Genomic DNA, 13,776 nt, shown 5'->3' with positions numbered 1-13,776 from the left:
AGAACAAGGACTGTCTGTGACGGTCTGTCTGCGTCCGACTGTCTGTACCTGTCTGTACCTGACGGTCCGACTGTGTGTGCTGTCCGGGCCCGGACGCAGTGACTACCGCTCGAAGCCCGCGAAGGTTGCGCACGGCCGACGTAAAGAGTTGGCAATGCGTCGCATTATCGGCTGCGGATAAAAGCGGGCAAAAAGTGCCCGATGTGAAAGTCCGTCAAACCCTCACAGCCCTTTGTCCCCAAGGGATTCCCGTGAGGCGGGGGTGACGGCGTGAAAACCCGAACACCCGGCCGCGCGAACGCCGCGCACATGACCCGGCCGGGTGACGACCCGCACTACTGCTCGGTGACGATCCGCACGCTGTCCGCCCCGCCGCCCGCCGCCGGGCCGCCGGCGGCCTCCGCGCTGGTGGACCCGGTCGCCCGCCACCGGCTGTCGGTGTTCCCGGAGACCCACTCCCGGCCCGCGTACGCGACGCGCTCGATCCGCAGCGCCGAGGCGTTGGCCACCGCCCAGTGGGCCAGCTGCCAGCCCCGCTCGCCGACACTGCGCCCGCCGGCCGTGGTGTCCTCGGCCACCGGCAGGATCAGCGTCCGCCCCGAGCCTTTGGCCACGGGGGTCTCGGCGTCGGCCGACGACGCCTTCCCGGCGCGCGCGCCGGCCTGCGCGCCCTCCGGCCGCAGCGCGCCGCGCCCGAAGTCACGGGTCAGCGCCGCCCGTACCGCCGCCGGGCCCGAGGCCGCCGTGGACCGTGAGCGGCCGTCGCAGGTCAGCGTCGCCGCCGAGGTCCCGGTCAGCGCGGCGGCCAGCAGCACGGCGTCCGGCTCGTGCTTGGCGTACGCCTCCGGGTACCCGCTGCGCTGCACACGCTGCGCGGCGACCGTCAACGGGAGTTCGGTGTAGTCGCGGACCTTCGCGAGGTGCTGGTAGAAGACGTCCGCCGCGTACGCCGGGTCCGTGACCTGCTTCTCGGTGCCCCAGCCCTGCGAGGGCCGCTGCTGGAACAGGCCGAGCGAGTCCCGGTCGCCGTGGTCGAGGTTGCGCAGCCCCGACTCCTGCAGGGCCGTCGCCAGGGCGATGGCCACGGCCCGCTCGGGCATCGCCCGGTCGGTGCCGACGGCGGCGATCGTGGCCGCGTTCACCGCCTGCTCCGGTGTGAACTCGTACGCCGCGCCGTTCCCGTCGCCGGACACGACCCGGCAGCCGGGATCTCCCGTCCCGCCGGAGACGTACTGGACCACGGCATAGCCCGCGACGGCGGACAGGACCACGCAGGCCGCCCCGAAACGGACGAGGCGGCCGCGGCGCTTGGGGGAGGGCGACGGCTCGGGCACGCGTACAAGGTACTGGAGAGCACGAAGGACCAGGAGGGGTGTGCGCACCGTCCGGGAAGAGGGGGCGCGCCGACCGGCGCGTTAGGGTCGACGGCATGGCCGACACCCCGCTTGACCTCACCCTGGACGCCGCGGCGCTCACCGCGCGGCTCGTCGACTTCCGCTCGGAGAGCGGCGACGAGAAGCCGCTCGCGGACGCGATCGAGACCGCCCTGCGCGCGCTGCCGCACCTGGCGGTGGACCGCCTCGGCAACAACGTGGTCGCCCGCACGGACCTGGGCCACGCCGAGCGCGTGGTCCTGGCCGGGCACATCGACACGGTGCCGATCGCCGGCAACGTCCCGTCGAGGCTGGACGAGGACGGGGTGCTGTGGGGCTGCGGCACCTGCGACATGAAGTCGGGGGTCGCGGTCCAGCTGCGCATCGCGGCGACGGTCCCGGCGCCCAACCGGGACCTGACCTTCGTCTTCTACGACAACGAGGAGGTCGCCGCCGACCTCAACGGCCTCAAGCACGTGGCCGAGGCCCGCCCGGAGTGGCTCGCGGGCGACTTCGCGGTGCTCCTCGAACCCTCCGACGGCCAGGTCGAGGGCGGCTGCCAGGGCACCCTGCGGGTCCTGCTGAAGACGAAGGGCGAGCGGTCCCACTCGGCGCGCGGCTGGATGGGCTCCAACGCCATCCACGCGGCGGCCCCGATCCTGGCCCGGCTGGCCGCCTACGAGCCGCGCTACCCGGTCATCGACGGCCTGGAGTACCGCGAGGGCCTCAACGCGGTCGGCATCACGGGCGGGGTGGCCGGCAACGTCATCCCCGACGAGTGCGTCGTCACCGTCAACTTCCGCTACGCGCCGGACCGCAGCGAGGAGGAGGCCGTCGCCCACGTCCGCGAGGTCTTCGCCGACTGCGGGGTGGAGGAGTTCGTGGTCGACGACCACAGCCCCGCCGCCCTGCCCGGCCTCTCCCACCCGGCCGCGGCCGCCTTCATCGAGGCGGTCGGCGGCGCCCCGCTGCCCAAGTACGGCTGGACGGACGTCAGCCGCTTCTCCGCGCTGGGCGTGCCCGCCGTCAACTACGGCCCCGGCAATCCGCACTTGGCGCACAAGCGGGACGAACGCGTGGAGACACACAAGATCCTGGCCGGCGAGGAACGGCTGAGGGCCTGGCTGACCGCCTGACCCGGCCCCAGCGGGAGGCGGTTCGCGGCGGACACGCCGACGTCCCCCGCCCGTAACCCCCGTGGATCTACGCTGAGGTGGAACCACTGCAAGCGGAGGGAGCTCACATGGCTACAGGGAACCCCGAGGGCAAGAAGCAGCCGCCGGAGGAACAGCGCCTGGGACCGGTCCTCCGACGGCGGGACCAGGTGCAGGCGAGCACGACGGACCAGCGGCTGCTGGACGAACGGGCGCCCTCCGACTGGGTCCACACGGACCCCTGGCGGGTCCTGCGCATCCAGTCGGAGTTCATCGAGGGGTTCGGCACCCTCGCCGAACTCCCCCCGGCGATCAGCGTGTTCGGCTCGGCCCGGACGCCGGTGGACTCACCCGAGTACGCGGCGGGCGTGCGGCTGGGCAGCGCCCTGGTCGACGCAGGCTGGGCCGTCATCACGGGCGGCGGGCCGGGCGCGATGGAGGCGGCCAACAAGGGCGCGAGCGAGGCGGGCGGCACGTCCGTCGGCCTGGGCATCGAACTGCCCTTCGAGCAGGGGCTCAACCCGTACGTCGACATCGGCCTGAACTTCCGCTACTTCTTCGTCCGCAAGATGATGTTCGTCAAGTACGCGCAGGGCTTCGTCGTCCTGCCCGGCGGCCTGGGCACCCTGGACGAGTTCTTCGAGGCCCTCACCCTCGTCCAGACGCAGAAGGTCACCCGCTTCCCGATCGTCCTCTTCGGCACGGAGTACTGGGGCGGCCTGATCGACTGGCTCAAGAACACCCTGATCGCCCAGGGCAAGGCGGCCGAGAAGGACCTCCTCCTCTTCCACGTCACGGACGACGTGGACGAGGCGGTGGCCCTCGTCTCGAAGGAGGCGGCCCGCTGACGGCCTTCACCCCGTGACGGGGACGGCGAAGCGGCGGGGGCGAGGAGAACTACGCGAGCCCCCGCCGCGCCACCGCCGGCGGGCGGAGCCCCGCGATCGAGGCGACCATGTCGAGCACCTGCCGCGTCTCCGCCACCTCGTGCACCCGGTACACCTGCGCTCCGAGCCACGCGGACACCGCGGTGGTGGCCAGGGTGCCGACCACCCGCTCCTTCACCGGCCGGTCCAGCGTCTCGCCGACGAAGTCCTTGTTGGACAGGGACACCAGCACCGGCCACCCCGTCTCCACCATCTCCCCGAGCCGCCGGGTCGCCTCCAGGCTGTGCCGGGTGTTCTTCCCGAAGTCGTGCCCCGGATCGATCAGGATCGACTCCCGCGGCACGCCCAGCCCCGCGGCCCGCTCCGCCAGGCCCACCGTCACCCGCAGGATGTCCGCCATGACGTCGTCGTACGCCACCCGGTGCGGACGCGTCCGCGGCTCGGCGCCGCCCGCGTGCGTGCACACCAGCCCGACCCCGTACCGCGCCGCGACCTCCGCCAACCGCGGGTCGACCCCGCCCCACGCGTCGTTCAGCAGGTCGGCGCCGGCCTCGCACACCGCCTCCCCTACCTCGGCCCGCCAGGTGTCCACGCTGATGACCACGTCCGGGAAGCGCCGCCGCACCTCGGCCACGAAGCCGACGGTCCGCCGGGCCTCCTCCTGCGCGGTGACCTCCTCGCCGGGCCCGGCCTTGACGCCGCCGATGTCGACGATGGCCGCGCCCTCCGCCACCGCCCGCTCCACGCGTGCGAGGGCCGGCTCGTCCCGGAAGGTCGCGCCCTGGTCGTAGAAGGAGTCCGGGGTCCGGTTCACGATCGCCATGATCACCGGCTCGTGCGCGCCGAATTCACGCCTGCCCAGCCTGAGCATCCCCTGTGACCTCTCCTCGTACGTCCGCACATCCACCGCCTGCGACCCTAACGGGCGGACCCGCATGGCACGATCGGACCCACACACATCCGCTCCGAGCACACCGAGTGTGGGGACCCACCGATGGTTATGTTCTTGTTCCTGGTCATCGCGCTCGCCGTCGTGGTCGCCGCGGTGACGCTGGCCGTGGTGGGCGGCGGCGAGGGCACCGGCCCGCTGCCGGAGGCCGCCCCCGAGCGACTGCACGACCCGCTGCCCGAGGACCGCCCGGTCGACCGCTCCGACGTCGACCGGCTGCGCTTCCCGCTGGCCGCCCGCGGCTACCGCATGGCGGACGTCGACGACGCCCTCAACCGCCTCGCCGCCGAACTCGCCGAGCGGGACGCGCGCATCACCGACCTGGAGTCGGCGCTGGCCCACGCGCAGGCCCCGGCCGCGTCCCACGTCTCCATGGACAAGCAGGCCCCCGAGGACGAACGGTGAGCGACGGAGCGGCCCTTGCCGGGGCGGACGGCGCGCCGCGCTGCCCCTGGGCCCTGTCCACGCCGGACTACGTGACGTACCACGACGAGGAATGGGGGCGTCCGGTCCACGGTGACGACGCGCTGTTCGAGCGTCTGAGCCTGGAGGCCTTCCAGTCGGGCCTGTCCTGGATCACGATCCTGCGCCGCCGCTCCGGCTTCCGCGCCGCCTTCGCCGGCTTCGAGATCGCCTCGGTCGCCGTCTTCACCGACGAGGACCGCGAACGTCTCCTCGCCGACCCGGGCATCATCCGCAACCGCGCCAAGATCGACGCGACGCTCGCCAACGCGCGTGTGCTGGCCGAGTGGGCGCCGGGCGACCTGGACGAGCTGATCTGGTCGCACGCCCCCGACCCGGACGGACGGGCGGCGCCCCGGACCCTGGCGGACGTCCCGGCGGTCACCGACGAGTCGACGGCGCTGTCCAAGGCGCTGAAGAAGCGGGGCCTGCGGTTCGTCGGGCCGACGACGGCGTACGCGTTGATGCAGGCGTGCGGCCTGGTCAACGACCACCTGGTGGCGTGCCGGGGGAGGAGCCTCCCGTGACCGGGACGGACGCCTGAGCGAACGCGACCGCGGCCGGGAACGCGACCGCGGCCGGTCGGCCGCAGTCGGCTGCCGTCGGCCTCAGCGGCCCAGGTACTTCGGCGTCTCCTTGGCGACGAACGCCCGCACCGCGATCGTGTGGTCCTCGGAGGCTCCCGCGCGCGTCTGCAGCTCGTCCTCCTTCTCCAGCGTCTCGGCGAGCGTGTGCGCGGACCCGTAGGCGACGGCCTCCTTGATCGCCGCGTACGCCACCGTCGGCCCCGCGGCCAGGGCGCGGGCCACCTTCTCCGCCTCCGCCCGCAGCTCGTCCGCCGGCACGACCCGGTTGGCGATGCCCAGCTCGTACGCCTCCTGGGCCTTGATGCTGCGCGGGAAGAGCAGCAGGTCGGCGGCCCGGCCGGGACCGATCACCCGGGGCAGCGTCCACGAGACGCCGGAGTCGGCGGTGAGCGCGACCCCCGCGAACGAGGTGTTGAAGGACGCCGTGTCCGACACGAGGCGGTAGTCCGCGGCCAGCGCGAAACCGAGTCCGGCGCCCGCCGCGACCCCGTTCACGGCGGCGACCACCGGCTTCGGCGCCTCCGTCAGCGCTCGCACGATCGGGTTGTAGTGCTCCGCGACCGTGCTCATGACCTGCTTCGAGCCCTCGGCGAGCAGCCCGATGTGCTCCTTGAGGTCCTGCCCCACGCAGAAGGCCCGCTCGCCGGCGGCGGTCAGCAGCACCGCCCGTACGGCGGTGTCGGCGGCCGCGGACCGCACCGCGTCCCGGAGGGCGATCTTGGTCGCGATGTTCAGCGCGTTCATCGCCTCCGGGCGGTTCAGCGTGATCGTCGCGAGCCCGTCACTCACCTCGTAGAGCACGGTGTCGACCATGGCGTTTCCCCTCCGTGTCGCGTCCGGGCCGTACTACTGGCCGGTACGTCCCTTGTACGAGGACAGCATGACGGAGATCACCGCCCGAGTACCGGACCCGACATGTGACCTGCGTCAAACAATTCGGGACCGATTCCAGGGGTCGGAAGCGCGTGCGGCGGCGCAGTATCGCAGCCACATCGCCGAATTGAGTGGTTTTGCTCGCGCGCGTTGCCCAAGCGATGCCTGCTGATGTTGGTCATCGGGTCCTGAGATGCGGGATAATGGCCTGGAAGCAATGTGTTCGATGCCGGTGCCGCGGGTCCCACGCTGGATCGCGGCTGCCCTCCACGGGCCGTCGGCTTTGGCGATGAGCTGGTTTCAGGAAGGGGAACGAGCATGGCGGCCATGAAGCCGCGAACGGGTGATGGCCCGCTCGAGGTGACCAAGGAGGGGCGGGGCATCGTCATGCGCGTTCCGCTCGAAGGCGGCGGGCGGCTCGTCGTCGAGCTGACCCCTGATGAGGCCGACGCGCTCGGCGACGCCCTGAAGAAGGTCGTCGGCTGACGCGAAGCGACCCTGACTTTCGACCGCTCCGGCCTCCTCACTGGGTGCCGGAGCGGTGGTCTTTCGAACGTCTTCGGAGGTTTCCCCGCGTCCGCCGGGACCGTCCGGCCCGAAAGGCCCAACGACCAGGCTTCGACCTCGCGGCGCCTGAACCCTCCGCGCCCGAACCCGACGGCTCGGCGACTCAGTGCCTCAGCGCTCAGCGCCTCAGCGCTTGACCGCGCACAGGAGCCCGTCGCCCACCGGCAGCAGCGACGTCACCAGCTCCTCGCTCTCCCGCACCTCCCGCAAGAGCTCCCGGATGCGTATGACCTCCGTGGGCTGCGGCCCCGAGTCGACCGTGCGGCCGTTGGCGAAGACGCCCTCGAAGACGACCAGACCCCCCGGACGCAGCAGGCGCAACGATTCAGCGAGGTATTCCAGCAGCTCCAGCCGGTCACCGTCGCAGAACACCAGGTCATAGCCGGCGTCCGCGAGACGGGGCAGGACGTCGAGCGCGCGGCCGGGGATGAACCGGGCCCGGTTGCTGGCGAAACCGCAGGCGCGGAAGGCCTGCCGGGCGAACTGCTGGTGCTCCGGCTCGGGGTCCACGGTCGTCAGGACGCCGTCCGGACGCATCCCGTGCAGCAGGTGGATCCCGGACACGCCGGTGCCGGTGCCGATCTCGGCGACGGCCTTCGCGTCCACGGTGGCGGCGAGCATCCGCAGCGCGGCGCCCGTGCTGGGCGACACCGAGCGCAGCCCTGCCTCACGGGCCCGGTCGCGGGCCCAGCGCAGCGCTTCGTCCTCGGCGGCATAGGCGTCGGCGAACGCCCAGCTTGCCTGCCGGTTGCCGGTAATGACCCTCTCCTGTCCCCGTGGTTGCCTGGGCGTGACTGTATCCGTTGCCGTCGGGAACCCGCAGATGGGACCGGGCGTTTGAAGGGGTGGGAACGAGTACGGGGGGACACGGTTGGATCACGACGTGGCACAGGGCGCCGAGCAAGTGCTGACGCAGTCGTATGAGCCGTGTCAGCCCAGATCAATTTCTCGTAAAACCGCTTATCCGGAGCTAACGGGCGAGGTGGCTATGGTAGGGGCTCCACTGGACACCACCAATGCCGACAGGGGAGGTGCGGCCGCGGCTGTGGATCGGGGAGGAGTGCTGCGGCGCTTTCTCGGATCGGCAGGCAGGCCGAAATCCGTGAACGACACCGCTGCTGACCCCAGCCACTCCGCCGGCATCGCCGTCGGAGCAGCCCAGACCGCGACCTTCACCACCGACGCGGACGGGCAGGCCTGGACTCCGCCCACGTGGGAGGAGATCGTCAGCATGCACAGCGGCCGGGTCTACCGGCTCGCCTACCGTCTCACCGGCAACCAGCACGACGCCGAGGACCTCACCCAGGAGGTCTTCGTCCGCGTGTTCCGCTCCCTGTCGACGTACACGCCGGGCACCTTCGAGGGCTGGCTGCACCGCATCACGACCAACCTCTTCCTGGACATGGTCCGCCGCAAGCAGCGCATCCGCTTCGACGCGCTCGGCGAGGACGCGGCCGAGCGGCTGCCCAGCAAGGAACCCACCCCGCAGCAGGCGTTCAACGACGCCCACTTCGACGCGGACGTCCAGCAGGCCCTCGACACCCTCGCGCCCGAGTTCCGCGCCGCGGTCGTCCTGTGCGACATCGAAGGCCTTTCCTACGAGGAGATCGCCGCGACCCTCGGCGTCAAGCTGGGCACGGTCCGCTCGCGCATCCACCGCGGTCGTTCGCAGCTGCGCAAGGCCCTCGCCCACCGTGCGCCCGAGGCCCGCGCAGGACGTCGCTCCTTCGTGCCCCGGGTGCCCGCTCTGGGAGGAGGGGGCGCGACCGCGTGAGTGGATCCCGACACGACGCAGCCGAGCGGCTCCTCGCGGAGCAGCATCTCGGCGACCGGCTCTCGGCCCTGGTGGACGGCGAGCTCGGTCACGACAGCCGCGAGCGCGTGCTCGCACATGTGGCGACCTGCGCGAAGTGCAAGTCGGAGGTCGACGCGCAGCGCCGGCTGAAGAACGTCTTCGCCGAGGTGGCCCCACCGGCCCCCTCCGAGAGTTTCCTGGCCCGGCTTCAGGGCCTCCCCGGGGGAGGTGACTCCGACGGCGGTGACACACCCCTGGGCGGGGGAAACTTCGCCGACGGGGTCTTCGGAGTGAGAGGCACGAGAGGGGACGAACGGTTCGCCTTCGGCTACGTGCCCGCCCGTGACCACGGCCCCGTCCTCTCCGCCGCCGCGGACCACGGCTTCCGCGTCCACCCCGTCGGCCGTGCCGGCGACCGGCACGACGCCGAGCGCTCGCGTGGCATGCGCTTCGCGTTCGTCGCGGCAGGCGCCGTGTCGCTGGCCGCGATCGCTCTGGGCGGCATGACCACCGTCGCCCCGATCGACACCACCGCGGACGGCCGTGCCGGGTCGGGTTCCGGAAGCAACGTGACACCGGCCCGCACGCCGGGCGCCGGCTCCGCGGCGCCCCAGGAGAACCAGCGCCGTCGTGCCGTCGGCCCCCTGCTCTCGCAGGGCGGCCGACTCGCAGACTCCCCGGTCGCCCCGACCGAGGTGTCCGCATCTCTGCTGCCGGGGACGTCCCCCGCGACGGGCGGCCCGGTCGACCAGGCCCTGCACCGGCTGACCACGCCCATGGTGGCCGGGGCCGCGGTCATGTCCCCTCTGATACGTCCGCTCGGCACCGACTCGCCGGTCTCCCTGACCGCCTGGACCACCGGCCCCGAGTACGCCGGTCCCGGTCTGCTCGCCGCACCCGTCCCGCTCACCACCTCCGCTCCCAGCTCCTCTCCTTCCCTGCCTTCCGCGCAGAACACCCGCTGACCGGGCTCTCCGCCTCACGCGGGGAACCTGGTTGAATCGCGGTGGACCGCGTTCCGCCGGGCAGCCGGGCGCGGCGGCGCAGTCCGCCGGGCAGGGCCGGGGGCGGACCGCCGGTTCGACACCGCGGTCGGCTCGACGGGGGGAGAAGCATGGACGAGGGGAAGCCCACGAAGGCGAAGTGGTGGGGTCGGCCCCGACCGCAGGGGCTGCCGGCGCAACGCGGCGCGGGGGATCCGGCCGACGACACGACGACCGGGCCCACGAGCCCCGTGCCGGACCCGGCTGACGGCGACTTCGCACTGGCCCGGCCGCAGCGGGCGGCGACTGCGGGGGACGTGCCCGGCAGACAGCGCGCCGAGCCGGGCACGTCCCCCGCGGCCCCCGACGGCGACTACGAACTGAGCCGCCCGGCGCCCCGTCCCGAGGCGAGCGTCCCGAAGGACGCGGGCACCGGGGACACGGAGGGCGCGAAGGACGCGAAGGACGGGGAGGGCGCGGAGGCGGCGGTACCGGGATCGATCGGCTCGGGAGCGATCGGCTCGGGCGGCGGGGCCGGTCCCGTCTCGGGGGAGGTCGTTCTCGGTGACGCGGGGCTCACCGCCTCTGCTCCGGCCGTCTCTGATGGGGACTGCTCGGGGGAGGTCGTTCTCGGTGACGCGGGGCTCACTGCCTCTGCTTCGGCCGTCTCTGATGGGGACTGCTCGGGGGAGGTCGTCCTCGGTGACGCGGGGCTCACTGCCTCTGCTTCGGCCGTCTCTGATGGGGACCTCTCCGAGCCCGTCGTCGCCGACGCCCTGGCCGCCGACCCCGTCGCTCCCGTCCAGCCCCTTGCTTCCCTCGGAATCAGTGCTCCCGGGGACCCTGTCGGTCCGGTCGACTGCGTCCATCCCGTCCATCCCGTCGACGCCGTCGGCCCGGGGGCGGCCGGGTCCGTCGTCGCGGGCCGGCGCATGCCGTTGCACGACCCCGATCCCTACAGCACCCCGCCCTATGGGGAGCCGGGCCCCTGGGCCCCCGCGCCCCCCGTGCAGCATCCGGCGGTCGTGCCTGCGCACGGCACGATGCAGGGCGGGCCCGCTCCGGCTCCGGCGCACGGGCCCGAGCTCCCGCCGGCCGCCGTCGCCGGCCCGCCCGCGACACCTCCCACCACGATCCCGGTCCCGGCCCAGGTCACCAGCGCAGACGGCACACCCCGCACGGCCGTGCGTCCGGCGGGTGCCGAGGCCGAGCCGGGGGCCACGCCCCTCTCGCCTCCCGTCCTCGCGTCGTCTCCTTCCTCCGGCTCTCCCGCAGGCCCCTGGGAGCGTTACGACCCCTGGGCCGTGGCGCCGTTCGGCGGCGCGGACGGCGGGGGACCGGGGCGGCGGGCCGGGTCGGAGTCCCCGGGCGAGGCCCGGCGGCGCAGGCGGACGCGCGGGAAGCTGGTCGGCGGCGCCCTGGCCCTCGCGCTCGTCTCCGGTGGGATCGGCGGAGCCGTCGGCACCCGTCTGGAGCGCAACGGCGGGCTCCACCCGATCCAGCTGCCGCAGGCCTCCGCGCAGCCCGCCGGGCGGCCCGTCGACGGCGTGGCCGGGATCGCCGCGCGCGCCCTGCCCGGTGTGGTCACGCTGCATGTCAGCGGCGGCGGCGACGCCGGCACCGGAACCGGCTTCGTGCTCGACGCCCTCGGCCACATCCTCACCAACAACCACGTCGTCGCGTCCGCCGGGAGCGGCGGGAAGATATCCGTCGTCTTCGACGGCGGACAGACCGCCGGGGCCGAGGTCGTCGGCCGGGACAGCGGCTATGACCTGGCCGTGGTGCGGGTGACCGGGGTGAAGGGCCTGAAGCCCCTCTACCTGGGCAACTCCGACGACGTGCGGGTCGGCGACCCCGTCGTCGCGATCGGCGCGCCCTACGATCTGGAGGGCACGGTCACCTCCGGCATCATCAGCGCCAGGGACCGGCCCGTCGTCGCCGGCGGCAGGGGCGGCGACGCGAGCGACGTCTCGTACGTCGACGCCCTGCAGACCGACGCGCCGATCAATCCCGGCAACTCCGGCGGCCCCCTCCTCGACGCGCGGGGCCGGGTCATCGGGGTCAACTCCGCCATCCGCTCCGGCGCGGACGGCGTCGGAGCGGCCGACGCCGAGGGCGGTTCGATCGGCCTCGGTTTCGCCATTCCGATCAACCAGGGCAAGCGGGTGGCCGAGGAGCTCATCAACACGGGCAGGGCGACCCACCCGGTCATCGGAGTCAGCCTCGATGTGGACTACGCGGGGGACGGCGCCCGGGTCAGCGCCACGGGCGCCGACGGCGACGCCCCGGTCACCGCGGGCGGACCCGGCGACCGGGCCGGCATCAGGGCGGGCGACGTCATCACCGCGGTCGACGGCCGGCGCGTGCACTCCAGCGGTGAGCTGATCGTCAGGACACGCGCCCACCGCCCCGGCGACCGCCTGGAGCTGACGATCGAGCGCGCCGGGAGGGAGCGCACGCTCACGCTGGTCCTCGGCTCGTCCGAGGGCGGCTGAGGGGCGGCCGGGGCGGTGCGCCCGTCGGCCCGCCCGCCGACCGACGCGACGATTGACGGAAACGTCACAGGTGGGACCCCGAAAGGCGGTCCCCCAAGGCAAACAACGCGGAAAACCGGCCGCGTACACCCAGTCGGAGGCCCCGGGACAGTACCGGTCGGACAGGTGCGGCAGGTACCGTGGACCCGGCCCGGACCACGGAAGACCCGAACTTGACCACTGAGGGCCGAGGGCCGCGGACCGCGGACATCGCAAGGAGCTTCAGGTGTTCAATGACATAGGACCGCTCGAGCTGGTGACGATCATCGTCCTGGCCGTGCTCGTCTTCGGTCCGGACAAGCTCCCGAAGGTCATTCAGGACGTGATGCGCACCGTCCGGAAGATCCGTGAGTTCTCGGAGAGCGCCAAGGCGGACATCCGCAGCGAACTGGGCCCGGAGTTCAAGGACTTCGAGTTCGAGGACCTCAACCCCAAGACGTTCATCCGCAAGCAGCTGGACAACGACGAGCTGGGGCTGAAGGAGATCCGCAACGGCTTCGACCTGAAGAAGGAGATGGCCGAGGTCACCGACGCGGTCCACAGCCGAGACACGGACGCTCCCTCCGCTTCGGGTTCCGCCGGCGCGTCGGGCGGGGCCCGCGTCGACATGACCAAGCGCCCCGAGGAGCCGGGCGGGGACGACCGTCCGCCCTTCGACGCGGACGCCACCTGAGGCGTCCGCGTCCCCCGGTGTGAGGGGGCGCACGCTCCACGCGCGGGGTGGATTCCCGGCAGTCCGGAGCGGGGTGGCTATGCTGCCTGGTTGTTGTGCGGAGCGGACGAGTACGCCCGAAGGGGGGCGGGCCGGTCGCTCCGTCGAGAACGAGGAGGCGTCCGGGCACATGGAGACGACGAGTCGGGCAGTCGCGCAGACGCCGGCCGCGGAGGACGGACAGCAGGTCCACTCCGCGCGGCGTGCGGTCGACGGCTACCTGGAGGCACCCTTCCCCTGGTACGGCCTCGACGAGGCCTTCACGGGGCCGCGCTGGCTGATGCAGGTGGGCACGGCCGCCGACGGGGCCGTCGAGCACGGTTCCATCGGACACGGGGACGAGCCCTCCGTGCGGCACGAGACCGCCGGCGAGGACCGCGGAAAGTTCGCGGTCGTCGTGACCGTCGCCGCGAACCCCGTTCGGCGCAGCGCGGACGGCACCGGCCTGCTGGAGGCGACCTCCGTGTCGTCGGCGGCGTGGCTCGCCGGGGTGGGTCTGCTGTCCTTCACCTGGCCGGGCCAGATGGACCACGGCCTGCGCGACGACTGGCTGGACCAGCAGACCGAGACGGCGTGGGTCCTCGCCGACGACCTCGCCGGCCCGGACTGGTCCACGCTGTCCCTGCCGGTCGACGGCGTGCCGACCCCGTTCCACTACCGCGAGTCCGAGTTCGGCTGGGTGCTGGCCGGATCGACCTCGCAAGGGGTGCACGTGGGGGTGTACGGCAGGGGCATGAGCGCGTACGGCCTCGGCTTCGCCATGATCAAGGACATCGAGACGTACGCCTGACCGGCCGTACGCCGGATCCCTGTGGCCTGACCGGCCGTACGCCGGATCCCTGTGGCCTGACCGGCCGTACGCCGGACGCCTGTGGCAGGGGGCGCCGTCCGTGCCGGACC

At 72.9% G+C, this 13,776-nt stretch carries 14 protein-coding genes; 10 read left to right on the top strand and 4 right to left on the bottom strand.

Annotated features, from left to right (window positions below):
* Window positions 1-335: 335 nt before the first annotated feature.
* Window positions 336-1,334, bottom strand: coding sequence for a heavy metal transporter (locus ACFVYK_RS29415; RefSeq protein WP_389779258.1), 999 nt, complete (start codon window positions 1,332-1,334; stop codon window positions 336-338).
* Between the two features lie 95 nt (window positions 1,335-1,429).
* Between ACFVYK_RS29415 and dapE the strand changes: the two genes are divergently transcribed.
* Window positions 1,430-2,509, top strand: a complete 1,080-nt coding sequence (gene dapE / locus ACFVYK_RS29410) for a succinyl-diaminopimelate desuccinylase (RefSeq protein ID WP_389779256.1) — start codon at window positions 1,430-1,432, stop codon at window positions 2,507-2,509.
* Between the two features lie 107 nt (window positions 2,510-2,616).
* Window positions 2,617-3,375, top strand: a complete 759-nt coding sequence (locus ACFVYK_RS29405) for a TIGR00730 family Rossman fold protein (RefSeq protein ID WP_389779255.1) — start codon at window positions 2,617-2,619, stop codon at window positions 3,373-3,375.
* Between the two features lie 49 nt (window positions 3,376-3,424).
* On the opposite strand, the gene folP is transcribed toward ACFVYK_RS29405, so the two are convergent.
* Window positions 3,425-4,285: a dihydropteroate synthase gene (gene folP / locus ACFVYK_RS29400; RefSeq protein ID WP_389779305.1), complete on the bottom strand. Its 861-nt coding sequence runs from the start codon at window positions 4,283-4,285 to the stop codon at window positions 3,425-3,427.
* Window positions 4,286-4,414: 129 nt separating this feature from the next.
* Here folP and ACFVYK_RS29395 point away from each other — a divergent pair, with 129 nt between their 5' ends.
* Window positions 4,415-4,768, top strand: a complete 354-nt coding sequence (locus tag ACFVYK_RS29395) for a DivIVA domain-containing protein (RefSeq protein ID WP_389779303.1) — start codon at window positions 4,415-4,417, stop codon at window positions 4,766-4,768.
* A complete protein-coding gene (locus ACFVYK_RS29390) occupies window positions 4,765-5,352 on the top strand; it encodes a DNA-3-methyladenine glycosylase I (protein WP_389779254.1) in 588 nt (195 codons plus the stop codon). The genes ACFVYK_RS29395 and ACFVYK_RS29390 overlap by 4 nt, the downstream gene beginning before the upstream one ends.
* Before the next feature lie 81 nt (window positions 5,353-5,433).
* On the opposite strand, the gene ACFVYK_RS29385 is transcribed toward ACFVYK_RS29390, so the two are convergent.
* Window positions 5,434-6,225: an enoyl-CoA hydratase/isomerase family protein gene (locus ACFVYK_RS29385; protein ID WP_389779253.1), complete on the bottom strand. Its 792-nt coding sequence runs from the start codon at window positions 6,223-6,225 to the stop codon at window positions 5,434-5,436.
* A gap of 378 nt (window positions 6,226-6,603) precedes the next feature.
* Between ACFVYK_RS29385 and ACFVYK_RS29380 the strand changes: the two genes are divergently transcribed.
* Window positions 6,604-6,771: a DUF3117 domain-containing protein gene (locus tag ACFVYK_RS29380; protein WP_003966491.1), complete on the top strand. Its 168-nt coding sequence runs from the start codon at window positions 6,604-6,606 to the stop codon at window positions 6,769-6,771.
* Window positions 6,772-6,978: 207 nt separating this feature from the next.
* Here the strand turns inward: ACFVYK_RS29380 and ACFVYK_RS29375 are convergent, their stop codons facing one another.
* Window positions 6,979-7,677, bottom strand: coding sequence for an O-methyltransferase (locus tag ACFVYK_RS29375; RefSeq protein WP_389779302.1), 699 nt, complete (start codon window positions 7,675-7,677; stop codon window positions 6,979-6,981).
* 235 nt (window positions 7,678-7,912) lie between these two features.
* Between ACFVYK_RS29375 and sigE the strand changes: the two genes are divergently transcribed.
* The 5 genes from sigE to ACFVYK_RS29350 all read left to right on the top strand — a co-directional run bounded on the left by sigE (window position 7,913) and on the right by ACFVYK_RS29350 (window position 13,666).
* Window positions 7,913-8,626 carry an RNA polymerase sigma factor SigE gene (gene sigE / locus ACFVYK_RS29370; protein WP_389779300.1) on the top strand — a complete coding sequence of 238 codons (714 nt, stop codon included), beginning with the start codon at window positions 7,913-7,915 and terminating at the stop codon, window positions 8,624-8,626.
* Complete coding sequence (locus ACFVYK_RS29365) at window positions 8,623-9,612, top strand: anti-sigma factor family protein (protein ID WP_389779252.1); 990 nt, start codon at window positions 8,623-8,625, stop codon at window positions 9,610-9,612. Before sigE ends, ACFVYK_RS29365 begins: the two co-directional genes overlap by 4 nt.
* A gap of 149 nt (window positions 9,613-9,761) precedes the next feature.
* Window positions 9,762-12,125: a trypsin-like peptidase domain-containing protein gene (locus ACFVYK_RS29360; protein WP_389779250.1), complete on the top strand. Its 2,364-nt coding sequence runs from the start codon at window positions 9,762-9,764 to the stop codon at window positions 12,123-12,125.
* Between the two features lie 265 nt (window positions 12,126-12,390).
* Window positions 12,391-12,837: a sec-independent translocase gene (locus tag ACFVYK_RS29355; protein WP_389779248.1), complete on the top strand. Its 447-nt coding sequence runs from the start codon at window positions 12,391-12,393 to the stop codon at window positions 12,835-12,837.
* Between the two features lie 169 nt (window positions 12,838-13,006).
* The gene (locus ACFVYK_RS29350) at window positions 13,007-13,666 is read left to right on the top strand and encodes a hypothetical protein (RefSeq protein WP_389779247.1); all 660 of its coding nucleotides are present in this window, start codon (window positions 13,007-13,009) and stop codon (window positions 13,664-13,666) included.
* The last annotated feature ends 110 nt before the right edge of the window (window positions 13,667-13,776 follow it).

This window comes from Streptomyces sp. NPDC058291 (assembly GCF_042880855.1).
Taxonomy (GTDB): domain Bacteria; phylum Actinomycetota; class Actinomycetes; order Streptomycetales; family Streptomycetaceae; genus Streptomyces.
Note: the sequence above shows the minus strand (reverse complement) of the source record. Positions and strands in the feature narration are given on the sequence as shown.

What these genes read in the sequence shown, in the direction of transcription:
- folP (WP_389779305.1), bottom strand. Translation starts at nt 4,285, where the DNA reads ATGCTCAGGCTGGGCAGGCGTGAATTCGGCGCGCACGAGCCGGTGATC.
- ACFVYK_RS29395 (WP_389779303.1), top strand. Translation starts at nt 4,415, where the DNA reads ATGTTCTTGTTCCTGGTCATCGCGCTCGCCGTCGTGGTCGCCGCGGTG.
- ACFVYK_RS29380 (WP_003966491.1), top strand. Translation starts at nt 6,604, where the DNA reads ATGGCGGCCATGAAGCCGCGAACGGGTGATGGCCCGCTCGAGGTGACC.
- ACFVYK_RS29405 (WP_389779255.1), top strand. Translation starts at nt 2,617, where the DNA reads ATGGCTACAGGGAACCCCGAGGGCAAGAAGCAGCCGCCGGAGGAACAG.
- ACFVYK_RS29385 (WP_389779253.1), bottom strand. Translation starts at nt 6,225, where the DNA reads ATGGTCGACACCGTGCTCTACGAGGTGAGTGACGGGCTCGCGACGATC.
- dapE (WP_389779256.1), top strand. Translation starts at nt 1,430, where the DNA reads ATGGCCGACACCCCGCTTGACCTCACCCTGGACGCCGCGGCGCTCACC.
- ACFVYK_RS29350 (WP_389779247.1), top strand. Translation starts at nt 13,007, where the DNA reads ATGGAGACGACGAGTCGGGCAGTCGCGCAGACGCCGGCCGCGGAGGAC.
- ACFVYK_RS29360 (WP_389779250.1), top strand. Translation starts at nt 9,762, where the DNA reads ATGGACGAGGGGAAGCCCACGAAGGCGAAGTGGTGGGGTCGGCCCCGA.